This window comes from Leisingera sp. McT4-56, from assembly GCF_020514995.1.
GTDB classification, from domain to species: Bacteria; Pseudomonadota; Alphaproteobacteria; order Rhodobacterales; family Rhodobacteraceae; genus Leisingera; species Leisingera aquaemixtae_A.
In genome coordinates this window covers 70497-90805 of record NZ_JAJALF010000005.1, presented here as the reverse complement: position 1 = coordinate 90805, position 20309 = coordinate 70497, and the positions used below count along the sequence as shown (strand labels likewise).

Below are 20309 nucleotides of genomic sequence, written 5' to 3'. Positions count from 1 at the left end.
GCCTAGGCAAATGGCACCTCAAATTGGCACCTTTGACATTGCAATCGCAGGCGGCGGCCCGGCCGGGTCGGTGGCAGCTGTGCTGCTGGCCCGGGCGGGCTTTAGCGTGGCGCTGGCAACCTTGCCGCCGCGCGCGCCGCGTTTTGAAGGGATGTCCGCCCGCGTCGCCGCGATCCTGGCAAGGCACGGGCTGCCGCTCGCGGGGATCGGGCCCGCAGCGCAGCGACATGTTAGCTGGGGCTCCTTCCAAAGCATCCAGAACAGCGAGCATCTTGCAGACCGCGGCGCCTTTGACGCCGGGCTTCTGGACGCGGCGCGGGCCGAGGGCGTGAGCGTTGTTTTGGCAGCCGTGGCCAGCGTCCGGCCGGACAACGGCGAAATCCGCCTGTCCGATGGCCGGAGCCTGCCGGCGCGGCTGCTGTTTGAGGCCCGCGGCCGCCGGGCGCCCCGCCAATGCTCGGGTTTGAGCCGGGCTGAGCTTGCAGGGCCGAACACGATTTCCGTGGCCGGTCTGGTGCCGCTCCTGGACGGAGACATGGAAACGCCGCGTATAGAAGCGCGGCAGGGCGGGTGGATCTGGTCGGTCCCAGCGGGCCAGGATCAACTTTGGCTGCAGGCGGTGGGCAGCGCGGACTCGCTGAGCCGTGCGCAAGGCAAGGCAGCTGTGGAGGCGCTTTGGAGCAGAGTGCTGGGCGAAGCCGCCTGCCCGCTGCCCCGCCACCCCAGTGTCCACGCAATTGCCCCGCGGCTGGCGGCACCGGAACTGGACCCGCGCTGCCCCCGGCTGGGCGACGCGGCCGTGGCGCTGGACCCTTTGTCAGGGCACGGCATGTTTTGGGCAGTGTCCTCGGCATTGATGGCTGTGCCCATCGCGCGGGCGCTGCTGGCCGGGGAGACGGACATTGCCCGAGACTTCTACCGCAACCGGGTGGCGGAGACTTTCTGGCGCCAAGCGCGGGTGGGCCGCGATTTTTACCGCGAGGCAGGTTTTCGGACACCATTCTGGCAAGAGCGCGCGGCCTGGCCGGATGACGCCCCTGCCCATGGCACGGACATACGCCCGCACATCGGCAAGCGTGTTGTCGTGCAGGACGGCCATCTGGCTCGGCGCGAGGTGCTGATCACCCGGGACGCCCCCGGCGGTGCGGCCTTTGCCGCCGGACAGGAGATCGTGCCTCTGCTGCGCCGCCTGAACGGCCAGCCGCTGCCGGATGCCGCCCGCTTTCACAGCACGGTTCTGCCCGAGGCGCCGCCGCAGGCGGCACAGGCGATCCATCAATGGCTTTTGTCACAAGGCTTCACCGAGGGGGCGCAAATCCCCTGGGACACTACAAACAGGGAGACTGACCCATGCAACTACGACCCCGCGGCCTGACGGCTGCACTTCTGGTATCAGTGGCGGGCACCGCGCCGGCGCTGGCCAGCGAGGAGCTGCTGCAGAATATCTGCTCCAGCTGCCACACGGCAGAGGAAAACGGGCTGAGCCGGATCAGCGGCCAGCGCAAGTCGCCTGAAGGCTGGATGATGACCATCGTTCGGATGCAGCAGTCGCACGGGCTGGAGATCAGCGCCGAGGACCGCCGCGCCATCGTGCAGCATCTGGCGGACACCCAGGGCCTCGCCCCCTCCGAAGCAGCGCCTTTCCGCTATGCCCTGGAGAAGGACCCGAACGCGCAGGAGAGCTTCGACGAGCCCTTCGCCTCAATGTGCTCCCGTTGCCATACCGGCGCGAGGGGGCTGCTGCAGAACCGCACCGCGGAGGAGTGGGAGCTGCATATGGATTTCCATGTCGGCCATTTCCCAACCATCGAATACCAGGCGCTTGGCCGCGACCGGGAATGGTACAAGATCGCCCGGACCGAGATCGCAGGCTTCCTGGCGCAGCAGAACCCGCTGGAGACTTCCGCCTGGACAGATTGGCAGGCTGCGGACAAGCAGCAGGTGGCGGGCGACTGGGTGGTGATGACCGACCTGCCCGGCATTGGCGAAGCCTACGGGAAGCTGACGGTCACGGGCGATGCCTCCCCCTATCAGGTCAGCGGCGAGTTCGTGACGGCGGACGGCACCGTGCATCCCGCATCCGGCCAGATGAACCTCTACACCGGCTATGAATGGCGTGCCAATCTGGACATTGGCGGCACCCCCTATCGCCAGGTGCTGGCGCTGTCGGAGGATGGAAACAGCCTGCAGGGCCGCCAGTTCGACCGCGGCAACGATGCCTTGGGCGCGCCGCTGAGCGGTGTCCGTGACGGGGCCGGCAGCGTCATCCTGGGCACGGTTCCCTCTGCCGTGCCGGCAGGGGAGACGAAGGTGCAGGTGGTTGGCACCGGGCTGGACGGGCTGGACACATCCAGCGGCGATACGGCTGCGAACACCTATGGTGCAGCGCTGTCGCTCGCCTCTGAAGGAAATGGCATTGTCACCTTCAGCGTGGGCGGGGCCGAGGCGCGGATCGCCCATTACACCTCCGTCGACAGCCTGCGGGTGGAGCCGGAGTTCACCATCGCCCGCGTGGGCGGCGGCAGCGATGAAGGCCCGGCAGCGGTGCCTGCCTATTTCAACGCGGTCGGCATGTGGAACGGCCCCGACGGCGAGGCCGGGACCGAGGATGACGTGCGCATCGGCCGGGTCGAGGCGCAATGGACCGTGGCCAACGCGCATGAGCATGCGGCGCACATGAAGGACACCGAATTTGCCGGCGTCATGCAGGCCAACGGCATCTTCCTGCCCGCCATTGCAGGTCCAAATCCCGACCGCCCCTTCAGCGCCAACAACGCCGGTGAGCTGACAGTGCAGGCCGAGGCGATGGGCCAGCAGGCAGAAGCCATGCTGATCGTCACCGTGCAGCGCTTCATCGACCCGCCAATCCGCTGAAACAGGGGGAGAGATCATGAAAGACTTTCACTATCAGTCGGCCAATGCACACCGGGTTGAAGTCGAGGGGCGGGAGGTGCTGTTCCACGTCCCCACCACCTCGATCTTTGAGATGGACGGAGTGGACCGCGACATCCTCGATTATGCTGCGCAAGAACAGGCGTTTTCGATGGACGAGTTCGAGGCGCGGTTTGCGGCAGAGGATGCGGCGGCGCGGCTGGATGGGCTGGTGCGGCTGGATATCGTCAACGACGGCCGCCCGCTGCAGCCGGAACGGACGCCGATCGAGATCGAGACCTTCCCGCTCACGACCATCGTTCTGAACGTCAACACCGGCTGCAACCTGGCCTGCTCCTACTGCTACAAGGAGGATCTGGCAGTGCCGTCGAAGGGCCAGAAGATGGCCTTTGACACCGCGCGGAAATCAGCAGAGATGCTGCTGGCTGAAAACCCGGACCGGGACAGCTATAACATCGTGTTCTTCGGCGGCGAGCCGCTGTCGAACCTGCCCTTGATCCGGCAGGTGGTGGACTGGGCCGAGCCGCATTTCGCAGCACTTGGCAAAGAGGTGAACTTCAGCCTCACCACCAATGCAACGCTGCTGACTGAGCCGCTGATCGACTGGCTGGACGCACACCGCTTTGGTCTGACTGTCTCCATCGACGGGCCCAAGGCGCAGCACGACCTGAACCGCAAGACGGTGGGCGGCAAGGGCACCTACGACACCGTGGCTGCCAAGGCGCGGCTGCTGTTGTCGCGCTACACATCCAAGCCCGTGGGCGCCCGCGTCACCCTGACCGCAGGCATCACAAATATCGTCGAGATCTGGGACCATCTGAAGAACGATATCGGTTTCGCCGAGGTGGGGTTTTCGCCGGTTACCTCGGGCGAGATGGATGCTTTCAACCTGAATGGCGCTGAGTTGCTGGAGGTGTTTGAGGGGATGAAATCCCTGGGCCGCCGCTATGTCGAGGAGGCCTTGAATGGCCGCAACATCGGCTTTTCCAACATGCATCAGATGATGAACGACCTCTACGAGGGGCGTTCCAAGGCGCTCCCTTGCGGCGCCGGTGTGGGCATGCTGGCGGTCAACCACGATGGCGCGCTGAACCTGTGCCACCGGTTCGCCGGCTCGGAAATGGACCAGTTCGGCACCGTCGACGAAGGCATCAAGCGCAAGGAGCTGTCGGGTTTCATCAAGGCTCGCTCCGACCGCACGGAGAAGGACTGCGCAACCTGCCGGATACGCAACCTGTGCGCGGGCGGCTGCTACCACGAGAGCTACGCCCATTTCAGCGATCCGATGATGCCGACCTATCACTACTGCGACCTGATGCGCGACTGGATCGACTTTGGCGTCGCCGCCTATGCACGGCTGATCGCCCAGGCACCGCAGTTCTTTCACCACCATGTTGCGCCGAGGAGGGCGTTTGGAAAATGAAACCGCTCAATCAGAAAGCCGAACGCGTTCAGCAAGCCGCTGCCGATGGCCAGATGGAAGAGGTCCGCGCGATGCAGACCGTGACCGCCGGATGCGCCACCACATTCGACCCGGGCTGGGAGGTCGACCCCTTTGGCGGCCTTGCAGCGCTGTGCCAGCCGATGGAGGCGGATCTTTACGGCTGCTCCGACCCATGCTGGTGGCCTGCGCAGGTGCCCGACATCATGGTCAACCACCAGAACTGGGACGAAGGCGCCCCCAACGCCGCCAAGGACTGGCGCGCGCTTGGCACCACCTATCCCACCGACGCCGAAACCTGAGGAGACCCGCATCATGAAATCCGCGCTTTTTGCTGCTGCTGCGTTTTGCGCTTCAGCCCTGCCGCTGGCCGCTGGCGACCTTCTGGTGACGGTGGCCCGGCCCTCCAACCTCTATGTCTTTGATGCCGGGGACCGCTCGGTCAAGGCCGACTGCGATCTGGGGGCGAATGTGACACCCGGCGTGATCGCCATGTCGCCGGACAACCGCATCGCATATGTGCTGCTGAACCATTGGCAGGATGTGGTCGGTGTCGATATCGAGACCTGTGAAAAGGTCTTTCACGCCGCCCAGTCCGAGGGCGATGTGACCCGCCGCTCGCTGGCCTCGCTTGCCGTCTCCAAGGATGGCAGCCAGATCTTCACGGTGCGCAATCCGGTGCATAAGAAAACCGACCGCTATGAGGTGATGCAGCCGGAATTTGCGGTTTATAACGCGAGCGCCGGGCTGGAGGCAAAACCTGCTGCGATCTATGAGGCACCGCGCCGCTCGACGCTGATGGCGAGCGACCGCAACGGCCAAGTGTACGTCGCCGGGCATGAAATCTATCGGGTTGACCCCAGCAACGGCGAGACCGAGGTGGCGATTGCAAATGCCAGCTGGGACCGTCCCACCTACAGCCCACCGGACGTGCTGGCGTTCTGGCCGACCGGTAGCCAGAACGACGAGATGCTGCTGATGTATACGGCGGCGGTGTTCACCGATGAAACCCAGCAGGAACTGGCGGATTTCGTTTGGGGCTACCAGTCGGTCGATCTGACCACCGGGGAGACCGAGATTGCAGATTTCGCTTCCTTCGAGGTGCTGATGTTCTCCGCAGTGCGCAGCGCGACAGACCCCAAGCACCTCTATGGCGTCTATACTCAGCTGTCCAAGCACAACCTGGAAACCCAGGAACTGGTCAAGCGGGTAGACCTGCCGCACACCTATTACGTCATCAACGTCTCCACCGACGGGCGTGAGATCTATGTCGCAGGCACGAATGATGACATCGGCATCTACGACAGCGAGACGCTGGAGCGGGTGGGCGAGATCCGGATGCCTTCCGGCGGGGATATGTCGGTTTCCACCCTGCATGTCGTGCCGCAGGGATGAGCGGGCCTGCTGCCAAACTCTCCTCCCAGCCGGGCGGCACTGCTGCCGCCCGGGCCTGGCCGCGCCTGCCCTCACGCGCGGGTGCGGCGCTGTTTACCGCCGCCACCGCGGACTGGCTGCTGCCCTTGCTGCGCCCGCACCGGTGGCGGCTGGCGGTGCTCTTGCTGATCAGTTTTGCCGCCGCCGGGCTTGGCTTGCTGCCGCCCTACATCAGCAAGCTGGTGATCGATCGCGGGCTGATGGCGGGGGATGCGTCGCAGCTGGTGGTCTGGTCCGCGGCACTGTTCGCAATTGGCCTCTTGGCCACCGGAACCGGCGCGCTCAGCAACATCCTGCATATGCGCGCGTCAGTGCAGATGCTGGCGCGGATGCGGCAGCGGCTTCTGTCACGGCTGGCTGCAAAGCCTTCCGGCTGGTTTGCCGCCCAGCGCGCAGGCGAGCTGCTGGCGCGGGTTGATGGCGACGCGGCGGAAGTGCAAAAGTTTGCCTTCAACGCGGTGCTGGGCGGTTCTTCGGCGCTGATCCGGCTGGCGGGCGGCTCTGCGATGCTAATGGTGCTGGATTGGCGGCTGGGGCTGCTGACGGCACTCCTGGCCCCGGCAGAGCTGCTGTTTCTGGTCTGGGCACGGCCCCGGACCGAACGCCACGCCGCAGCAGTGCGCGAGATGCAAGGACGGTATTCGGCGGGGCTGTCGGAGACCTTGTTCGGCCTGCCCGCCCTGCAAGCCGCCCGCGGCATTCGCTGGGCAGAGCGGCGCAGCCTGCGCGATCATGCCGGGCTGAGCCGCCGCCTGATCGCGCAGAACCTGTGGGGAGAGTTTACCCGCGCGGTGCCGGTGCTGCTGTCGGCGCTGATCCGCTCCGCAATCTTTCTGGTCGGCGGACTGATGGTGATACGCGGCGAGTGGCCACTGGGTTCGCTCATTGCCTTCATCGCTTATATGGGATTCATGACCGGGCCGATGCAATCGCTGCTTGGCCTCTGGCACGCGCAGGCGCGGGTCAAGGTTGCGGTGGCCCGGCTGGATGCGGTTATGCAATCTCCCCCTTCCCTTTCTGACCGTTTCTCTCCTTCCGGCTATGTGCTGCAGCTGGACAACGCAACCGTGGCCCGCGGTGACGCCGCACCTCTGGGCCCGCTCACCCTGAACATTCCCGAAGGCACCCGGGTGGCCCTCAAGGGAGCCAGCGGTGCGGGCAAGACCTCGCTGCTCTCGGTGCTCTGCGGGCGGGTTCAGCCCTTGACCGGCCGTGTCACCATGGGCGGTGCGGATCTGAGCCTTCTGAGCGGTGCTACCCTGCCGGAGGCGGTAGCCTATGCAGGTCAGCGCCCCTATACCCTGCGGGCCAGCCTTCGCGGCAACCTGTTCCAAAGCCGTGCCTTCTGGGCCAAGCCTGAGAATGAAGCGCGGGTGTGGCAGATGCTGGAACTTTTTGGCCTGGCGGACAGGTTCTGCGGGCCTGAGGGCCTTGACACGTTGCTGGGCGAAAGCGGGCTGACATTGTCGGGCGGCGAGCGCCAGCGGCTGTGCCTCTTGCGTGTTCTGCTGCCGCCGTTCGACATCCTGATCCTGGATGAAGCGCTGTCGGAAGTGGATCCGGCCACCGCAACCCGGATCCTGACCCATATCGACACGGCGTTTCCCCATGCCACCCGCATCTTGACTGCCCACGGCGGCGCTGCGGCTGGCAGGGGATTCGACCTGGAGATTGACGTGTCGGAGGCCAGCACATGAGCCGCGCCGCGCTGATTGCGCTGATCGACGGGCCGCTGGCAACCGACACCCCCGGCCTCACCGCCCGCAATGATTTGTGCAGGATACGTCCCAGGGCTGCCGAAAGCCCGGCTGCACTGCACGCCAGCCACATTGCCGCCGCCATCCGCGTCAACGCGCCGGAAGCGCAGATCCTGGGGTTCAGCATTTTTCCGGGCCGTCTGTCCACCCAGCTCACAACCGTGGCGGAAGCACTGCTCCGCGCTGCCGAGTCAGAGGCGGAGATTGTCCACTGCTCTTTTGGACACGCCGGTGCCAGCCCGATGCTGGCTGAAGCCGTAACCGCGGTGCTGGAGGCGGGCAAGCTGCTCGTTGCCTCGGCTCCGGCCCGGGGAACGCCGGTCTATCCGGCTGGGTGCACGGGGGTTCTTTCGGTGCAAGGCGATGCACGCTGCGCCCCTGGCCAGTGGTCGCTGCTGAACCTGCCCGGCGCACGTTTCGGCGCCTGTCCGGGAGGGGCCGGCGTGCCGGTTCGGGGGGCCAGTCTGGCGGCCGCGCATTTTACCGGACTGCTGGCCCGGGCCTGCGCAAAAGGAGGGATAGAGAAGATGCTGCAAACACCCGCCTTCACCGGACGGGAACGCATTGGGGCGGGAGGCCCGAACGCCGCATGATCTGCTTTGACAACTGGAACAGCACCCTGCGCGCCAACTGCGGCCACTACTATGCTACTCCGGACCGGTCGGTGCCGAGCTGGACGGGATCTTTTCTGCTGCACCAGCGCAGCGGCGTCGACGTTGCCGAAATCCGCTGCCTTCCCGCCCGCATTGAACGCACCCGCCAGGGCATCCTGCGCGACGAGCAGGAGCATTTCTTTCTGCTGCACCAGCTGGATGGCGAAACCGGCATCCGGCACGCGGGCCGTGAGACCTTGCTGAGGCCCGGGGAGTTCCTCCTGCTCGATTCAACCCGCACAGCGGAGCTCAACATCACCGGCCGGCCCGCTGCCTTCCTGTCCGCGCATCTGCCGCGGGCGCTGGTGCTGGAGAGGCGCCGGGAGATGCCGCAGGCGGGCTGCAAGATAGCCAGACAGCATCCGTTGCACGCAAGCCTTTGCGGGCTGCTGGATGCGGAAGGCGCTCAGGACGGTGCTGGCTACATCTTCGAACTGGTGCCTCTGGCCTTTGCGGCCGGGGCGTACCCGGGAGGCGGCAGCCTCAGCAGCCGAAGACACCGGTTCCGGCTGGTTCGCGAGTCACTGGAGCTGCTCAGCACCGATCCGCAGTTGACGGTGGACACGCTCGCCGCCCGCACCGGGTTGTCGCGCCGCCAGTTGCAGCGTGAATTTCAGGAGAACGGCACCAGCTTCACCGATTGCCTGGCTCGCACACGTCTGGCCGCGGTGGCAGGCAAGTTGGGCCATGCGGCGCGGCAGGGCCGCCGAGTGCCGATTGCCCAGGTCGCCTATAGCGCCGGGTTTGGTGACATTTCCCATTTCAACCGCATCTTCCGAAGGCACTTCGGCTGCTCGCCGCGTGGTTTCCTCAGCGCCCAGGATTACAGCGGAAATTTGGCGCAGGACGCAAACTCTTTGGCACCACTGCCCAAGACCGCGCCCTAGGGCCGTGGTTGTCTTTCTCAATCAAACCCGGCTGACGGATAAACAGGGAGAACAACCATGAACTACAGCATGCTCATCAACGGCGAGCAGGTTTCGGCGGAGCGCATGATCGAGGTGATCAACCCGGCAACAGAGGAGGTGTTTGCCCGCGTGCCGCATGCCTCCGAGGCGCAGATGAACCAGGCCGTGGCTGCCGCCAAGACTGCACAAAGGGCCTGGGCTGGCACCCCGATGGCCGAGCGTCGCGCGAAAGTGGAAGCGCTGGCCGCTGCGATCGGCGAAGAGGCGGATGAACTGGCGCGGCTGATCACCCTGGAACAAGGCAAGCCGCTGCCCGAGGCGCAGGGAGAGGTGGCCTGGTCGCAGGGTTACCTGGCCCATACCGCCACACTGGAACTGCCGGACCGCGTCATTCAGGACGACGCGGAATTTCGCATCGAGACCCGCCACAAGCCGCTGGGAGTAGTGGCAGGCATCATCGCCTGGAACTTTCCACTGCTTTTGTGCTGCTGGAAGATCGGGCCCGCCTTGATAGCAGGCAATGCCATTGTTCTGAAACCTGCGCCGACCACTCCGGTAGCGGCACTGAAACTGGGCGAGATCTGCGCCCGTATCTTCCCGGCCGGCCTTGTGAACATCATCACCGACGCCAATGACCTTGGCCCCAAACTGACGGCGCATCCGGACGTGGCCAAGATCGGGTTTACCGGTTCATCGGAGACTGGCAAGCGGATCATGGCCAGTGCCGCCGATACGATGAAACGGGTGACGCTGGAAATGGGCGGCAACGACCCCGCCATCGTGCTGCCGGATGTGGACGTGAAGGCCGCCGCGGAAAAGGTCTACGGCGGCGCCTTCCTCAACGCCGGTCAGGTCTGCCTGGCAGTAAAGCGCGCCTATGTGCACAGTGACATCTACGAGGACTTCTGCGCCGAACTGGCCGCCCTTGCCGAACAGGCGGTTGTCGATGATGGCATGAAGCAGGGCACAACTATCGGCCCGATCCAGAACAAGGCGCAGTTTGACAAGATCAAGGGTTTCCTGGAGGACGCCCGTGCCTGCGGCCGGATCATCGCCGGCGGTGCAGCCAAGGACGGCCCGGGTTATTTCGTGCCGCCCACCATTGTCCGGGATGTGACGGACGGGCAAAAGATTGTCGACGAGGAGCAATTCGGCCCGATCCTGCCGGTGATCCGCTTTGACGATATCGACGATGTGATCGCCCGCGCCAATGCCTCCGATTACGGGCTGGGCGGCTCGGTGCATTCACGAGACACGGTCCGGGCCACGGAGGTCGCCGGACGCATCGAGTCCGGCACCATCTGGGTCAATCAGCAGCTGAACATCGGCCCGCATATCCCGATGGCCGGCTTCAAGGGCTCTGGCCTAGGTGTGGAGCAATCGGTCGAGGGGCTGGCGGAATACACCCAGATGCAGGTAATCAACGTCGCCCGCGGGTGAGCAACTCTCGCCCGGGCCGCCGCTGCAGCGGCCCGGGCGATGATTCATCAGTTTTTATCTGAGCAGATGAAAGCTGGTCCGGGTCAGAGCTGCCTGCATCGAAATCTTCCGCCCGGTGCAGGTCTGCTCTCAGGCGAAGCTGACCCCGTTCAGGTTCATCGGCAATTCCGTCACCAGCGGGCCGTTGACTGCGATGGCATTGGCCAGTGCTGGAGCTGAGGGCGGGGTTCCAGGCTCACCCACGCCGGTAGGCATCTCGGCGGAGGCTACGATGTGCACCTCTATGGCGCCGATGTCGCCGATCCGCAGCGGCTCGTAGTCCGGGAAGTTGGACTGGTCCACTTCGCCTTCGGTCAGGGTGATTTCGTTGCGCATCACATGGCCGAGGCCATAGCCGATGCCGCCCTCCATCTGTGCCTTGATCACGTCCGGGTTGACGGCGATGCCGCAATCCACCGCGCAGGTGACCTTCTCGATCTTCACCCCGTCATTGGCGTTGCCGGAGATCTCCACGACCTCGGCCACATAGCTGCCAAAGCTCTTGTGAACAGCGATACCCTGGCTGCGGCCCTCCGGCGCGCTGCCCCAGCCGCCCTTTTCCGCAGCCAGTTTCAGAACGCCAGCCAGACGCTGCTGATCGGCACCCCCGCCCTTCAGAAGAGCAAGGCGGAATTCGACCGGGTCACGGCCTGCAGCGCGGGCGGCCTGGTCCAGCATCGTTTCCATCACATAGGCGGTGTGGGTGTGTCCGACCGAGCGCCACCACAGAACCGTGGTTGCCTTTGCCACATCGGTAAGGCCGACATGCTGGCCAGGAATCTGGTAGGGGCTGCCGGCCACGCCTTCGACCGAGCTGTGATCGACGCCGTCATGCACGAGCATGCTTTCGAAGGCAGTACCTTTCAGGATCGGTTGCGCGGCAATGCGGTGGTCCCATCCGGCGATGTTGCCATCCGCGTCCAGACCAATCCGCACCCGGTGCGCAACGGCGGGCCGGTAATAACCGCCGGTGATGTCATCCTCGCGCGACCAGACCAGTTTCACCGGACGCGAGCGGTCGGTCAGGGCAAAGGCCAGCGCCGCCTCCACCTGGTAGTCCGCCGTAGGCGTGGCGCGGCGACCGAAGGAGCCGCCTGCAAACATCGTGCTGATGCGAACCTTCTCCATCGGCAGCTGGAAGATCTGCACCAGTGCCATATGCGGCCCGGTGGGGAACTGGCAGCCGTCATGCAGGGTGACGCCGCCGTCCTCATCTGCCTCGATGGTGCAGGTGAGCGGCTCCATCGGGGCGTGCGCCAGCAAGGGGAAGTAGAAGGTTCGCTCCACCACCTTCGCCGCGCCGCCGATCTGCGCCGCGGTGACGGCCAGGTCCGCACCGGTCACGTTGTACTCCGGGTCTGTGCTGAGCGCGGCCAGCAGCTCCTCGCGGATCTGGTCAGAGCTGCGGCTTTCGGCGTTCGAGAAATCCCAATCCACGGTGATCGCATCGCGAGCCTGGAATGCGCCCCAGGTGTCCTCGGCATAGACCGCAACACCCGCCTGATTGGGCAGCACGGCAGCGCGGATGTAGCCTTTGATCTCCTTGGCGTTGGCATCGTCAAACCCGCTGGCCAGCCCGCCCATGCGCGGGCTGCGGATGATCACGACAACCATCTGGTTCGGCAAATGCAGGTCCATCGCATACATCGCGGTGCCATTGGTCTTGGGCAAGGTGTCCTTGCGCTTGACCTTGGCATTGCCGATCAACCGGAACTCGCTGGGGTCCTTCAGCCGCGGCTCTGCCGGGGCCTCCATCTGCGCGGCGGCGGCGACGAACTCCGCCAGCGGCGCCTCATGGCCTTCGCCCTTTATGATGCCGTCCACCAACGTCAGCTCCGCGGCGTCTGCGCCCCAAACCTCGGCTGCGGCCTGGATCAGCATCTCGCGCGCAGCCGCCCCGGCCTGGCGGTACTGCAGGAAGGAATTGGCCATCGCGGTGGAGCCGCCGGTGCCCTGTATCTGCCCGAACGCCAGGTTGGCATAGCGCGAGGGATCGGAGGGGGCGAATTCGTACTGGATGTCCTCCATCGAAACGCCCAACTCCTCGGCGATCAGGGTGGTGAGGCCGGTGGCCGGGCCCTGGCCCTTCTCGAAGTGCTTGACGATGGCGGTGACGGTGCCGTCGGCGCTGATCTTCACAAACGGGTTCAGCTGTGCAGGCGCGGCGCCTGCGGCTAAAGCACCGTTGGGGCGGGCGCCCACATAGAGGACGGCGGCGGCGGCAGCAGCGGATTTGAGGAAGCCGCGGCGGGAGGTGTTCAGGGTCATGTCAGGCCTCCATCATTTCGGATGCGCGCCGGATCGCGGCGCGTATGCGCTGGTAGGTGGCGCAGCGGCAGGCGTTGCCGTTCATGAAGCTGTCGATTTCTTCCACCGTCGGTTTGGGATTTTCGCTCAGCAGCCCGACGGCAGACATGATCTGCCCCGACTGGCAATAGCCGCATTGCACCACGTCCAGCTCCACCCAGGCGCCCTGCACGGCCTTGGAAACCTTGGAGTTCAGCCCTTCTATGGTGGTGATCTCGGCGCCCTCGGCGTCCTCGACAAAGGTCTGGCAAGAGCGCATCGGCTCCCCGTCCAGATGCACGGTGCAGGCGCCGCAAGCGGCGACGCCGCAGCCGAACTTGGTGCCGGTCAGCTTCAGTTCATCCCGGATCACCCACAAAAGCGGAGTTCCGGGCTCGGCCTCGACCTGATGCGTCTGGCCGTTGAGTTTCAATGATATTGCCATGGCTATGGGGCCTCCCGTTGGCTGGATCGTTGCTGTTCAGGATTGTTCGAAGTTTTCAAAGGCATCGGCGTAATCGGGATGCCAGCGCGACAGCGCCGGGCGGTTTTCCAGGATGTCGCCCAGGGCCCAGGTGACCCGGCGGCGGTCGCGTTCGGGTGTCACGTCGTTGTCCGGGCACAGAATATAGAAATCATCCGCTTCCATACGGGTAAGCAGGTGGTCCACGGTCTGCTCCGGGGTCCAAGCCGCAGCGGGTTTTTCCGGAATGTGGCGGGCGATCATGCCCGTATAGGTGAAGCCTGGCACGAACAGATGCGCGCTGATCGGGGCTTCCGCCTGCCGCAGGTCGTGGGCCAGCATTTCGGTCAGCACCTTCACGCCGGCCTTGGAGACGTTGTAGCCCGGGTTGCCCGGCGGCGTGGTGATGCCCTGTTTGGAGCCGGTATTGACCACCACCGCGGGGAGCGCGGCGGCGATCATCCGGGGCAGAAAGGCCTGCACGCCGTTCAGAACGCCAAACAGGTTCACCTCAATCATTGCGCGCCAAGCATCTGCGCCGTCCCAGCTGCCGGAGGGCCGGGCAATGCCTGCATTGTTCATCAGCACGGCCACCTCGCCGGCGCCGAAAGCAGCATCGGCTAGGGCCGTAAGGTCCTCGGCCTTGCTGACGTCCACAGGAACCGCCAGCACCGGCGCGCCCTGCTTCACCTGACCGCGCAGTTTCTCTGCCGCTTGGTCCAGAGCCTCGCCCGGCAAGTCGGCCAGCACCACTCCCAAACCGGCTTGGGCGAACCGTTCGGCTGCCGCAAAGCCGACACCGCTGGCACCACCGGTCACCACCGCCAGGCCGCCCGCTGCAATTGCTTGCTTGTACATGATGCTTCCTCCCTGAAATTATCTGTTCCTAAGGTAGATCGCGCCGGAGTGTGCTCCGTGCCCGATCCTCCGGATCATCTGCCTGATCCTCCGGGATGCCGGGATTTACGGTTCTTTGTCTGACTTCGCACACTTATAGTCGGACATCAGAAGGAAGAGCGCTGATGGTACCGCAAGACCTGATTTCCGATGTCGCCGCATTCGTGCGGGAGAGAGCTGCGCTTGAGACTGGCTGCGAAACCGGAATTGATGGGCTCTTTGCCTTTTGCAGCGAAAAACGGACCGAATTTCAGGCGATGATTTATGAGCCGGTCATGTGCTTGGTCCTGCAGGGGGCCAAGGAGGCGCATCTGGACGACAGGACCGTCCGCTATGGCGCCGGCAAGTCGCTGATCGTTAGCCACGCATTACCGGTAACGGCAGGTGTAATCGATGCGTCGCCGGACAAACCCTATGTCTCTCTGGCTCTGCAGCTGGACCTGGCGACCGTACGCAGCCTTTACGACGAGATCGGCCCGTTGCAGGAACCTGAGCGAGCCTCCCACTCAATGAGCGTAGCCGAAGGCGACCCGGCTTTGTTCGATGCTGTAGGGCGGCTGTTCCGGCTCGCGCGGGATCCGGTGGAGGTGCAGGCTCTGGCGCCCTTGGTGCTGAAGGAGATCCACTTCCGCCTGCTGCGCGCCAGCCATGGCGGAATGCTGCGCCAGCTGCTGCTGCACGAAAGTCCGGCAAGCCGGATTTCCAAGGCGATTGCCCTGATCCGCGATCGGTACAAGGCTACCTTGCCGGTGGCTGACCTGGCCGCAGAAGCGGGGATGAGCCAATCGACCTTTCACGAGCATTTTAAGGCGCTTACTTCCACCACACCACTGCAGTACCAGAAGGAGCTGCGCCTGATGGAGGCGCGCCGCCTGCTGATCAGCGGCGGTAAATCGGTGGCTGCCGCGGCCTATGATGTCGGCTATGAAAGCCCGACACAGTTCAGCCGGGAATATACCCGCAAGTTCGGGCTTCCGCCGCGGGACGAGAAACTGGCGTCTGCGCCGCTGGCACAGTAGCAGGCCATTTAGTTGCCTCGCAGGTGCTCTGATCAAATTTGCCGCCAGCTCCGAAGCGCGCGGCCCGTTCAGACAATAGCTGCTCACCCTGTTGCGGGCGCCAGCCGCCATAGATGCCGGGTATTGCAACAAAGAAGAAAGGACCTACTGCGGCGTCCGAAGCTCGAATACCGGAGCAAAAGCTGCTGGTGCCAGAGATAAATCAAGCATGTTTGGATCGCTGGACTGCTGGTCGAAGATTTGAATCTGAGGTCCCAGATGTGAGTACTGCAGCTTCTTTTCGATCGCCCGCACAGCCACCTCTATGGCCAAGCGGCCCTGCAGCACAGGCAGGTCCGTGGGCGTCGCGATGATCCGGTTTCTGAGAACTCCGCGATAGACGGCATGTGTCATATAATCCGAAACGATTTGAACCTGATCCTGCAAGCTGCGGGCGCGCAGCACCGAAACAGCGGCCTCCGCTGTTGGCGCGGATCCGGCGATGTAATCGAGGTCTGCCACCTCATCCAGTGCCTCCTCGACCAGCCGGACCTGGATTTCCCGGCCGGTGTCACCGTATTTCGTCGCTACGATCATTGCAGAACTGCCCGCCAGGGCGTTTTGAAATCCTTGTTCAACAAACTTCACCCAGCCTGCCTCTTGCGGTCCCGGGAACCAGGCAACCTTCACCGGGGGAGAACCTTTGGGATGCCGCTCTGCGATTATGCGGGCTGCTGCGGCACCCATGTCCGTCCAGGAAACACCAACTTTTGCAGTGATCCCCGTATCGGCGATGTCGTTTACTGCGGCGATGACCGGGATGGAGGCTGCTATGTGTTCCACCGTGCTGCGAAGGCCGTTATAGGACACGGTTCCGACCACAAATGCATCCGCGCCTTCGGCTACGCAGCTCTCAGCCTGCTGAATCTGGCGCTGCAAATTCGGGTAGCCGCCCGCCTCAACAAGCTTGAACGACACGCCCAGCCTGCGCGCCTCCGTCACCATCCCAAAATTGACGCTCAGCCAATAGGCATCCTTCAAATGCGGATAGGCTATGCACAACCGCCAGGGCTTTGCTGCTTTGTCCAGCGGCTGGTAATCAACGGTTTCATATCCGCTGTTGTAGTCAAACGGTATCCGGGGAACCTGCAGGCGCCAGCTTTCCGCAGCGGCGCCGGAGCAAAAAAACGCCAGCCAAAGGTACCAAATAATGCGCATGCTCTTCCTTTCCTGCCGCGAAAGTTAGGCATGCGGCTGGATAACAAGAAAATTCAAAATTGCGAAATTCGCAACTCCGCGCGAAAGTTTAAGAATGTTTGGGAAACTCGGATTAAGCGGAAAGCTGAGCCTGGCGTTCATCGTGATCGCCGGGCTGCCTACTCTTGCAGGGATACTGGGGGTAATTGAGCTGCGGGCGCTGGCCCGCCGCCAGGCCGAAGTTATCAGTCAAACAATTCCGGCCATCGCAGAAGTGCGCGGCATGGCAGAAGAAAGCACCCGCATTATTGCTATCGCGCCAGAGCTTTCAGAGGTCGAAACACAGGCTGACCGGGAGAACCGTGCTGATTTCCTGCTGGATCAGATCGCCGCCCTGACACGGCGGATCGACACGCTGAACCTTGAGGATGGCACTGGTACTGAGCAGCTGCGCACAACGGTGGCGGATGCTGCCAAAGCGCTGGATGAATTGAACGGGCTGGTGGAAACCCGCATCGCGCTTCACGGCGCTTTCAAGGCTCTTGCCGAGCGCAACCTTGCGGCCGCCAATGATCTTCTTGGGATGGCCGATACGCTGGTGGCAAACGCAGAAATGGGCACAACAGCCGTGATCTCCAGCCTGTATGATACGCCGGTATCCCGCGTAGAGGAAAATGCGCGCACCGATACGCTGGACAAGCTGATCGAAGTCGACCTGTTCCAGCTTGGCCTTATGTTCGAGCTGCGCTCGCAAACCGCTGAAATCGGTCTGCTGATCAACCGGATTGACGAAGCGCAGGGCGAAAACGAATTGGCTGCAATCGAAGCTTCTCTGGCAAGCCGCCTGTCTATCGTATCACGCAGGGTTAAGGCGATCAGGGATCCGGGGCGGCGCCAGCAAGCGGAAGCATATGTCGCGCAGCTTCAGTCCATTACCCGCGGAGAACCGGGTTTGTTCACGCTCAGGAACCAGATCCTGATAACCGAGGCCCGGATCACTGCTCTCAAACAGGAACTTCAGGATACAGCCCTCCACCTGGGCCGGGAAGCAGCAGCCGTGGCCGACCAGGCACAGGCAAAGGCCATCGCGTCAGGCAATCTGGCCGCAATTGAAATGCGACAGGCACAGTTCAGGAACGGTGTTGCAGCGGCCGTCGGCCTGCTTCTGTCACTCGCAGTCGTCTGGTTCTTTGTGCGCGGGCATGTGACGAGACGGCTGAACCGGCTGGCGGGAACCATGGCCGCCCTTATGCGCGGCCAGCTGGACCGCGAAGTGCGGCCCAAAGGCCGGGATGAAATCGCCCGCATGGAAGAGGCCGTCGAGGTATTCCGCAAGCAAGCCATCGAGAAGAACGCACTGGAGCGGCAGCGGGATCTCAATGAGCAGGAACTGAGAGAACACCGTAACAACCTGCAGAACATGGTCGAGGAACAGACCGAACGGCTGCGGCACGAAGTTGCAGCGCACGACAAGGCACGGCAAAAAGCCGAAGCCGCGGACCTCGCCAAATCCGAATTTCTGGCCATGATGAGCCATGAAATCCGGACACCGATGAATGGCGTTCTCGGAATGCTGCGCAGCCTTTCCGACGACGACCTTACCCCCCGGCAGATGGAACGGCTGCGGGCTGCCCTTGCCTCAGGTCAGAACCTGCTGAAAATTCTGAATGACATCCTGGACTACTCCAAGATTGAGAGCGGCGGGCTGACACCCGAAAATGTGACCTTCTCGCTCCGCGAACTGGTCACCGGCATTGTTGTTCTCATGCGCCCCAGTGCAGATGAAAAAGGCATCCACTTGTGGCTGGACGCGCCTGAAAACCTGCCTGACGCTGTAATCGGTGATATCGCCAAGCTGCGCCAGATCCTGTTCAACCTCTTGTCCAATGCACTGAAATTCACTGATGACGGTGAAGTTATCCTGCGGGTTCGCGCATCTGATGCGGGTGCGGGCCGTCATTTGGTGTCATTTGAAGTCAGCGATACCGGAAAAGGGATTTCGGCAGAGGCCAAATCCAGGGTTTTCGAAGCCTTCGAGCAGGAAGACCACGAAACGGCGCGCCGGTTCGGCGGCACTGGGCTTGGTCTTGCCGTGAGCAAGCGGTTTGCGCAGGCAATCGGCGCACGGCTGTCGCTGGAAAGCACCAAGAATGTAGGTTCGGTCTTTTCGCTTTCGGTCGAATTGAAACCCGGCGATCCTGTTGACCTAGCTCCCCGGGAAGACGAAACAGCACTTGACCCAGCCGATGTCAGCCTGTCCATTCTGGTGGTGGAAGATAATGAAATCAATCAGATGGTCGCCCAAGGCTATCTTGAGCGCATGGGTCATAGCTGCGTCTGCGTTTCCAGTGCGGAACAGGCGCTAGAACTGCTTCCGCAACGCCAGTTCGATCTTGTTCTGATGGATGTGAACCTGCCGGGAATAAGCGGTACTGAGGCAACGCGCCGGCTTCGAGCGCACTCTGATCCGAGACTGGCCAACCTGCCGGTGATCGGCATTTCTGCGCATGTGCAGGAAGACCAGATCGAAGCGCATCTGCGTGCCGGCATGAACGGATTTGTCGCCAAGCCGGTATCGCCGGAGCGATTGGCCAAGGCACTGGCCAGCGTCAGCGAAGGGCGCCACGGAGAGATATATCTGTCAGCACGCCAAGCCACAGGAGATGTCACCGGGCGTGTTGCTGACCTGCGCCGCTTGTTTCGCAGTAACATTCAGGAACTTGGGGAAGCTCCGGCGTTGGAAATTGCGCAGCTGTTTCTTAAGGAACTGCCGCGGAGTGTTGCTGGCATCGAGGCTGCTATGGCGGCGCAGGATATGCCTGGCCTGGCCAAAACCGCTCACCGCGCGAAGGGAGCGGCAGGCACGTTTGGCCAGAATGACCTTGCCGGGTTGCTGTCTGAACTGGAAAGCAGCGCTGCCTTGAAGAAGCACGGGCGTACTGAGCAACTGGTTCAAGACCTGAAAGACTTGGCCCCGAGAGTTTTGAGCGCGGTATCGGAAGTTGTGGGCGAACTCGAAGGCGTCAGCGCAAAGGCGCGGTAAAGACATACCCCTCACCATGAACCGTCGTTATGATACGCGGGTGCGCAGGATCTTCTTCCAGCTTGCCGCGCAGCCGCCGCACTAGGACATCCACGGTTCTCGGATTCACACCGTACTGCCTGTGGGTTACGCGGCTCATCAGCGCATCCCGCGATGCGATCTCACCTGCCCGGCTGACCAGCATATCCAGCACCTCGAATTCTGCACGGGTCAGTGAAATGCTGTCCCCCTCCTCCGTTTGAAGATGCCGCGCAGCCACATCGAAATGGAACTTGCTGAACTTGTAGATCCGGCGGGACAGCCGCCGGATATCCTGTGTCCGCCGCAGCAGGTTCTTGAGCCGTGCGAGCAATTCACGCCGGTTGAATGGTTTGCAGACATAGTCATCCGCACCAAGTTCCAGCCCGACGATCCGGTCAATCTCATCATCCCGGCCCGTCACCAGAATAATCCCCATCTCTGACTTGGCACGCTGTTCGCGGGTGATCTGCAACCCGTCCTTACCAGGCAGGTTGATGTCGACCAAAAGCAGATCAACATCTTGTTCTTCCAGGACTTTCTCCGCCTCTTCCGCAGTCTCCGCCTGCGAGACGGTATACCCTTGCGCATCCAGGTAGCTCGCGAGTGTCGCGCGGGTGACCGGCTCATCCTCAATGATCAGAATATGCGCCATGAATGCGGTGCCCCTTGGGTAATTTTCCTACCGGTTAACAAATTTTAACAAAACTGACCAGCCCATTCATCCCGCCTGGCTGACCTGTTCACATCCGTTTTCTACCCTCCTTCCCTGAAAGCGCGGCTTTCACACAGCAAGAAAGGCTCAGGCCATCAGGACCGGGTCTGCGACAACAGGGAGACAAA

At 63.1% G+C, this 20309-nt stretch carries 16 protein-coding genes; 11 read left to right on the top strand and 5 right to left on the bottom strand.

All coding sequences use genetic code 11. The annotated features are described in order from the left end of the window. Window positions 1-10: 10 nt before the first annotated feature. The 9 genes from qhpG to LHL23_RS08535 are packed head-to-tail and all read left to right on the top strand — an operon-like array spanning window position 11 to window position 10525. Window positions 11-1375, top strand: coding sequence for a flavin-dependent monooxygenase QhpG (qhpG, locus tag LHL23_RS08575; protein ID WP_226429538.1), 1365 nt, complete (start codon window positions 11-13; stop codon window positions 1373-1375). Beyond that, on the top strand, window positions 1351-2874 hold the full coding sequence (peaA, locus tag LHL23_RS08570; RefSeq protein WP_226429537.1) for a quinohemoprotein amine dehydrogenase subunit alpha: 1524 nt from the start codon (window positions 1351-1353) through the stop codon (window positions 2872-2874). Before qhpG ends, peaA begins: the two co-directional genes overlap by 25 nt. A gap of 16 nt (window positions 2875-2890) precedes the next feature. Continuing rightward, a complete protein-coding gene (peaB, locus tag LHL23_RS08565; protein WP_226429536.1) occupies window positions 2891-4315 on the top strand; it encodes a quinohemoprotein amine dehydrogenase maturation protein in 1425 nt (474 codons plus the stop codon). Further along, window positions 4312-4635, top strand: a complete 324-nt coding sequence (gene qhpC, locus LHL23_RS08560) for a quinohemoprotein amine dehydrogenase subunit gamma (RefSeq protein WP_222477770.1) — start codon at window positions 4312-4314, stop codon at window positions 4633-4635. The genes peaB and qhpC overlap by 4 nt, the downstream gene beginning before the upstream one ends. 13 nt (window positions 4636-4648) lie before the next feature. Further along, window positions 4649-5728, top strand: a complete 1080-nt coding sequence (peaD, locus tag LHL23_RS08555) for a quinohemoprotein amine dehydrogenase subunit beta (protein WP_222477768.1) — start codon at window positions 4649-4651, stop codon at window positions 5726-5728. Continuing rightward, complete coding sequence (locus tag LHL23_RS08550) at window positions 5725-7464, top strand: ABC transporter ATP-binding protein (RefSeq protein ID WP_226429535.1); 1740 nt, start codon at window positions 5725-5727, stop codon at window positions 7462-7464. The genes peaD and LHL23_RS08550 overlap by 4 nt, the downstream gene beginning before the upstream one ends. After that, window positions 7461-8117, top strand: coding sequence for a subtilisin-like serine protease QhpE (gene qhpE / locus LHL23_RS08545; RefSeq protein WP_226429534.1), 657 nt, complete (start codon window positions 7461-7463; stop codon window positions 8115-8117). Before LHL23_RS08550 ends, qhpE begins: the two co-directional genes overlap by 4 nt. Next, on the top strand, window positions 8114-9064 hold the full coding sequence (locus LHL23_RS08540) for a helix-turn-helix domain-containing protein (RefSeq protein ID WP_226429533.1): 951 nt from the start codon (window positions 8114-8116) through the stop codon (window positions 9062-9064). The genes qhpE and LHL23_RS08540 overlap by 4 nt, the downstream gene beginning before the upstream one ends. Window positions 9065-9121: 57 nt before the next feature. Beyond that, window positions 9122-10525 carry an aldehyde dehydrogenase family protein gene (locus LHL23_RS08535; protein WP_226429532.1) on the top strand — a complete coding sequence of 468 codons (1404 nt, stop codon included), beginning with the start codon at window positions 9122-9124 and terminating at the stop codon, window positions 10523-10525. Window positions 10526-10654: 129 nt separating this feature from the next. Here LHL23_RS08535 and LHL23_RS08530 read toward each other — a convergent pair whose 3' ends face one another. Genes LHL23_RS08530 through LHL23_RS08520 form a run of 3 tightly spaced genes read right to left on the bottom strand, consistent with a single transcriptional unit; the run spans window position 10655 to window position 14171 of the window. Further along, window positions 10655-12832, bottom strand: coding sequence for a xanthine dehydrogenase family protein molybdopterin-binding subunit (locus tag LHL23_RS08530; protein ID WP_226429531.1), 2178 nt, complete (start codon window positions 12830-12832; stop codon window positions 10655-10657). A 1-nt stretch (window position 12833) separates the two neighbouring features. Further along, window positions 12834-13295 carry a (2Fe-2S)-binding protein gene (locus tag LHL23_RS08525; protein ID WP_226429530.1) on the bottom strand — a complete coding sequence of 154 codons (462 nt, stop codon included), beginning with the start codon at window positions 13293-13295 and terminating at the stop codon, window positions 12834-12836. 36 nt (window positions 13296-13331) lie between these two features. After that, the gene (locus tag LHL23_RS08520) at window positions 13332-14171 is read right to left on the bottom strand and encodes an SDR family NAD(P)-dependent oxidoreductase (RefSeq protein WP_226429529.1); all 840 of its coding nucleotides are present in this window, start codon (window positions 14169-14171) and stop codon (window positions 13332-13334) included. Between the two features lie 164 nt (window positions 14172-14335). Between LHL23_RS08520 and LHL23_RS08515 the strand changes: the two genes are divergently transcribed. Beyond that, window positions 14336-15229, top strand: a complete 894-nt coding sequence (locus LHL23_RS08515; RefSeq protein ID WP_226429528.1) for an AraC family transcriptional regulator — start codon at window positions 14336-14338, stop codon at window positions 15227-15229. Window positions 15230-15373: 144 nt separating this feature from the next. Here LHL23_RS08515 and torT read toward each other — a convergent pair whose 3' ends face one another. After that, window positions 15374-16426 carry a TMAO reductase system periplasmic protein TorT gene (torT, locus tag LHL23_RS08510; RefSeq protein WP_226429527.1) on the bottom strand — a complete coding sequence of 351 codons (1053 nt, stop codon included), beginning with the start codon at window positions 16424-16426 and terminating at the stop codon, window positions 15374-15376. A 94-nt stretch (window positions 16427-16520) separates the two neighbouring features. Here torT and LHL23_RS08505 point away from each other — a divergent pair, with 94 nt between their 5' ends. After that, on the top strand, window positions 16521-19448 hold the full coding sequence (locus tag LHL23_RS08505; RefSeq protein WP_226429526.1) for a response regulator: 2928 nt from the start codon (window positions 16521-16523) through the stop codon (window positions 19446-19448). On the opposite strand, the gene LHL23_RS08500 is transcribed toward LHL23_RS08505, so the two are convergent. Continuing rightward, the gene (locus tag LHL23_RS08500; RefSeq protein ID WP_226429525.1) at window positions 19429-20121 is read right to left on the bottom strand and encodes a response regulator; all 693 of its coding nucleotides are present in this window, start codon (window positions 20119-20121) and stop codon (window positions 19429-19431) included. The genes LHL23_RS08505 and LHL23_RS08500 overlap by 20 nt on opposite strands. Window positions 20122-20309 lie beyond the last annotated feature (188 nt).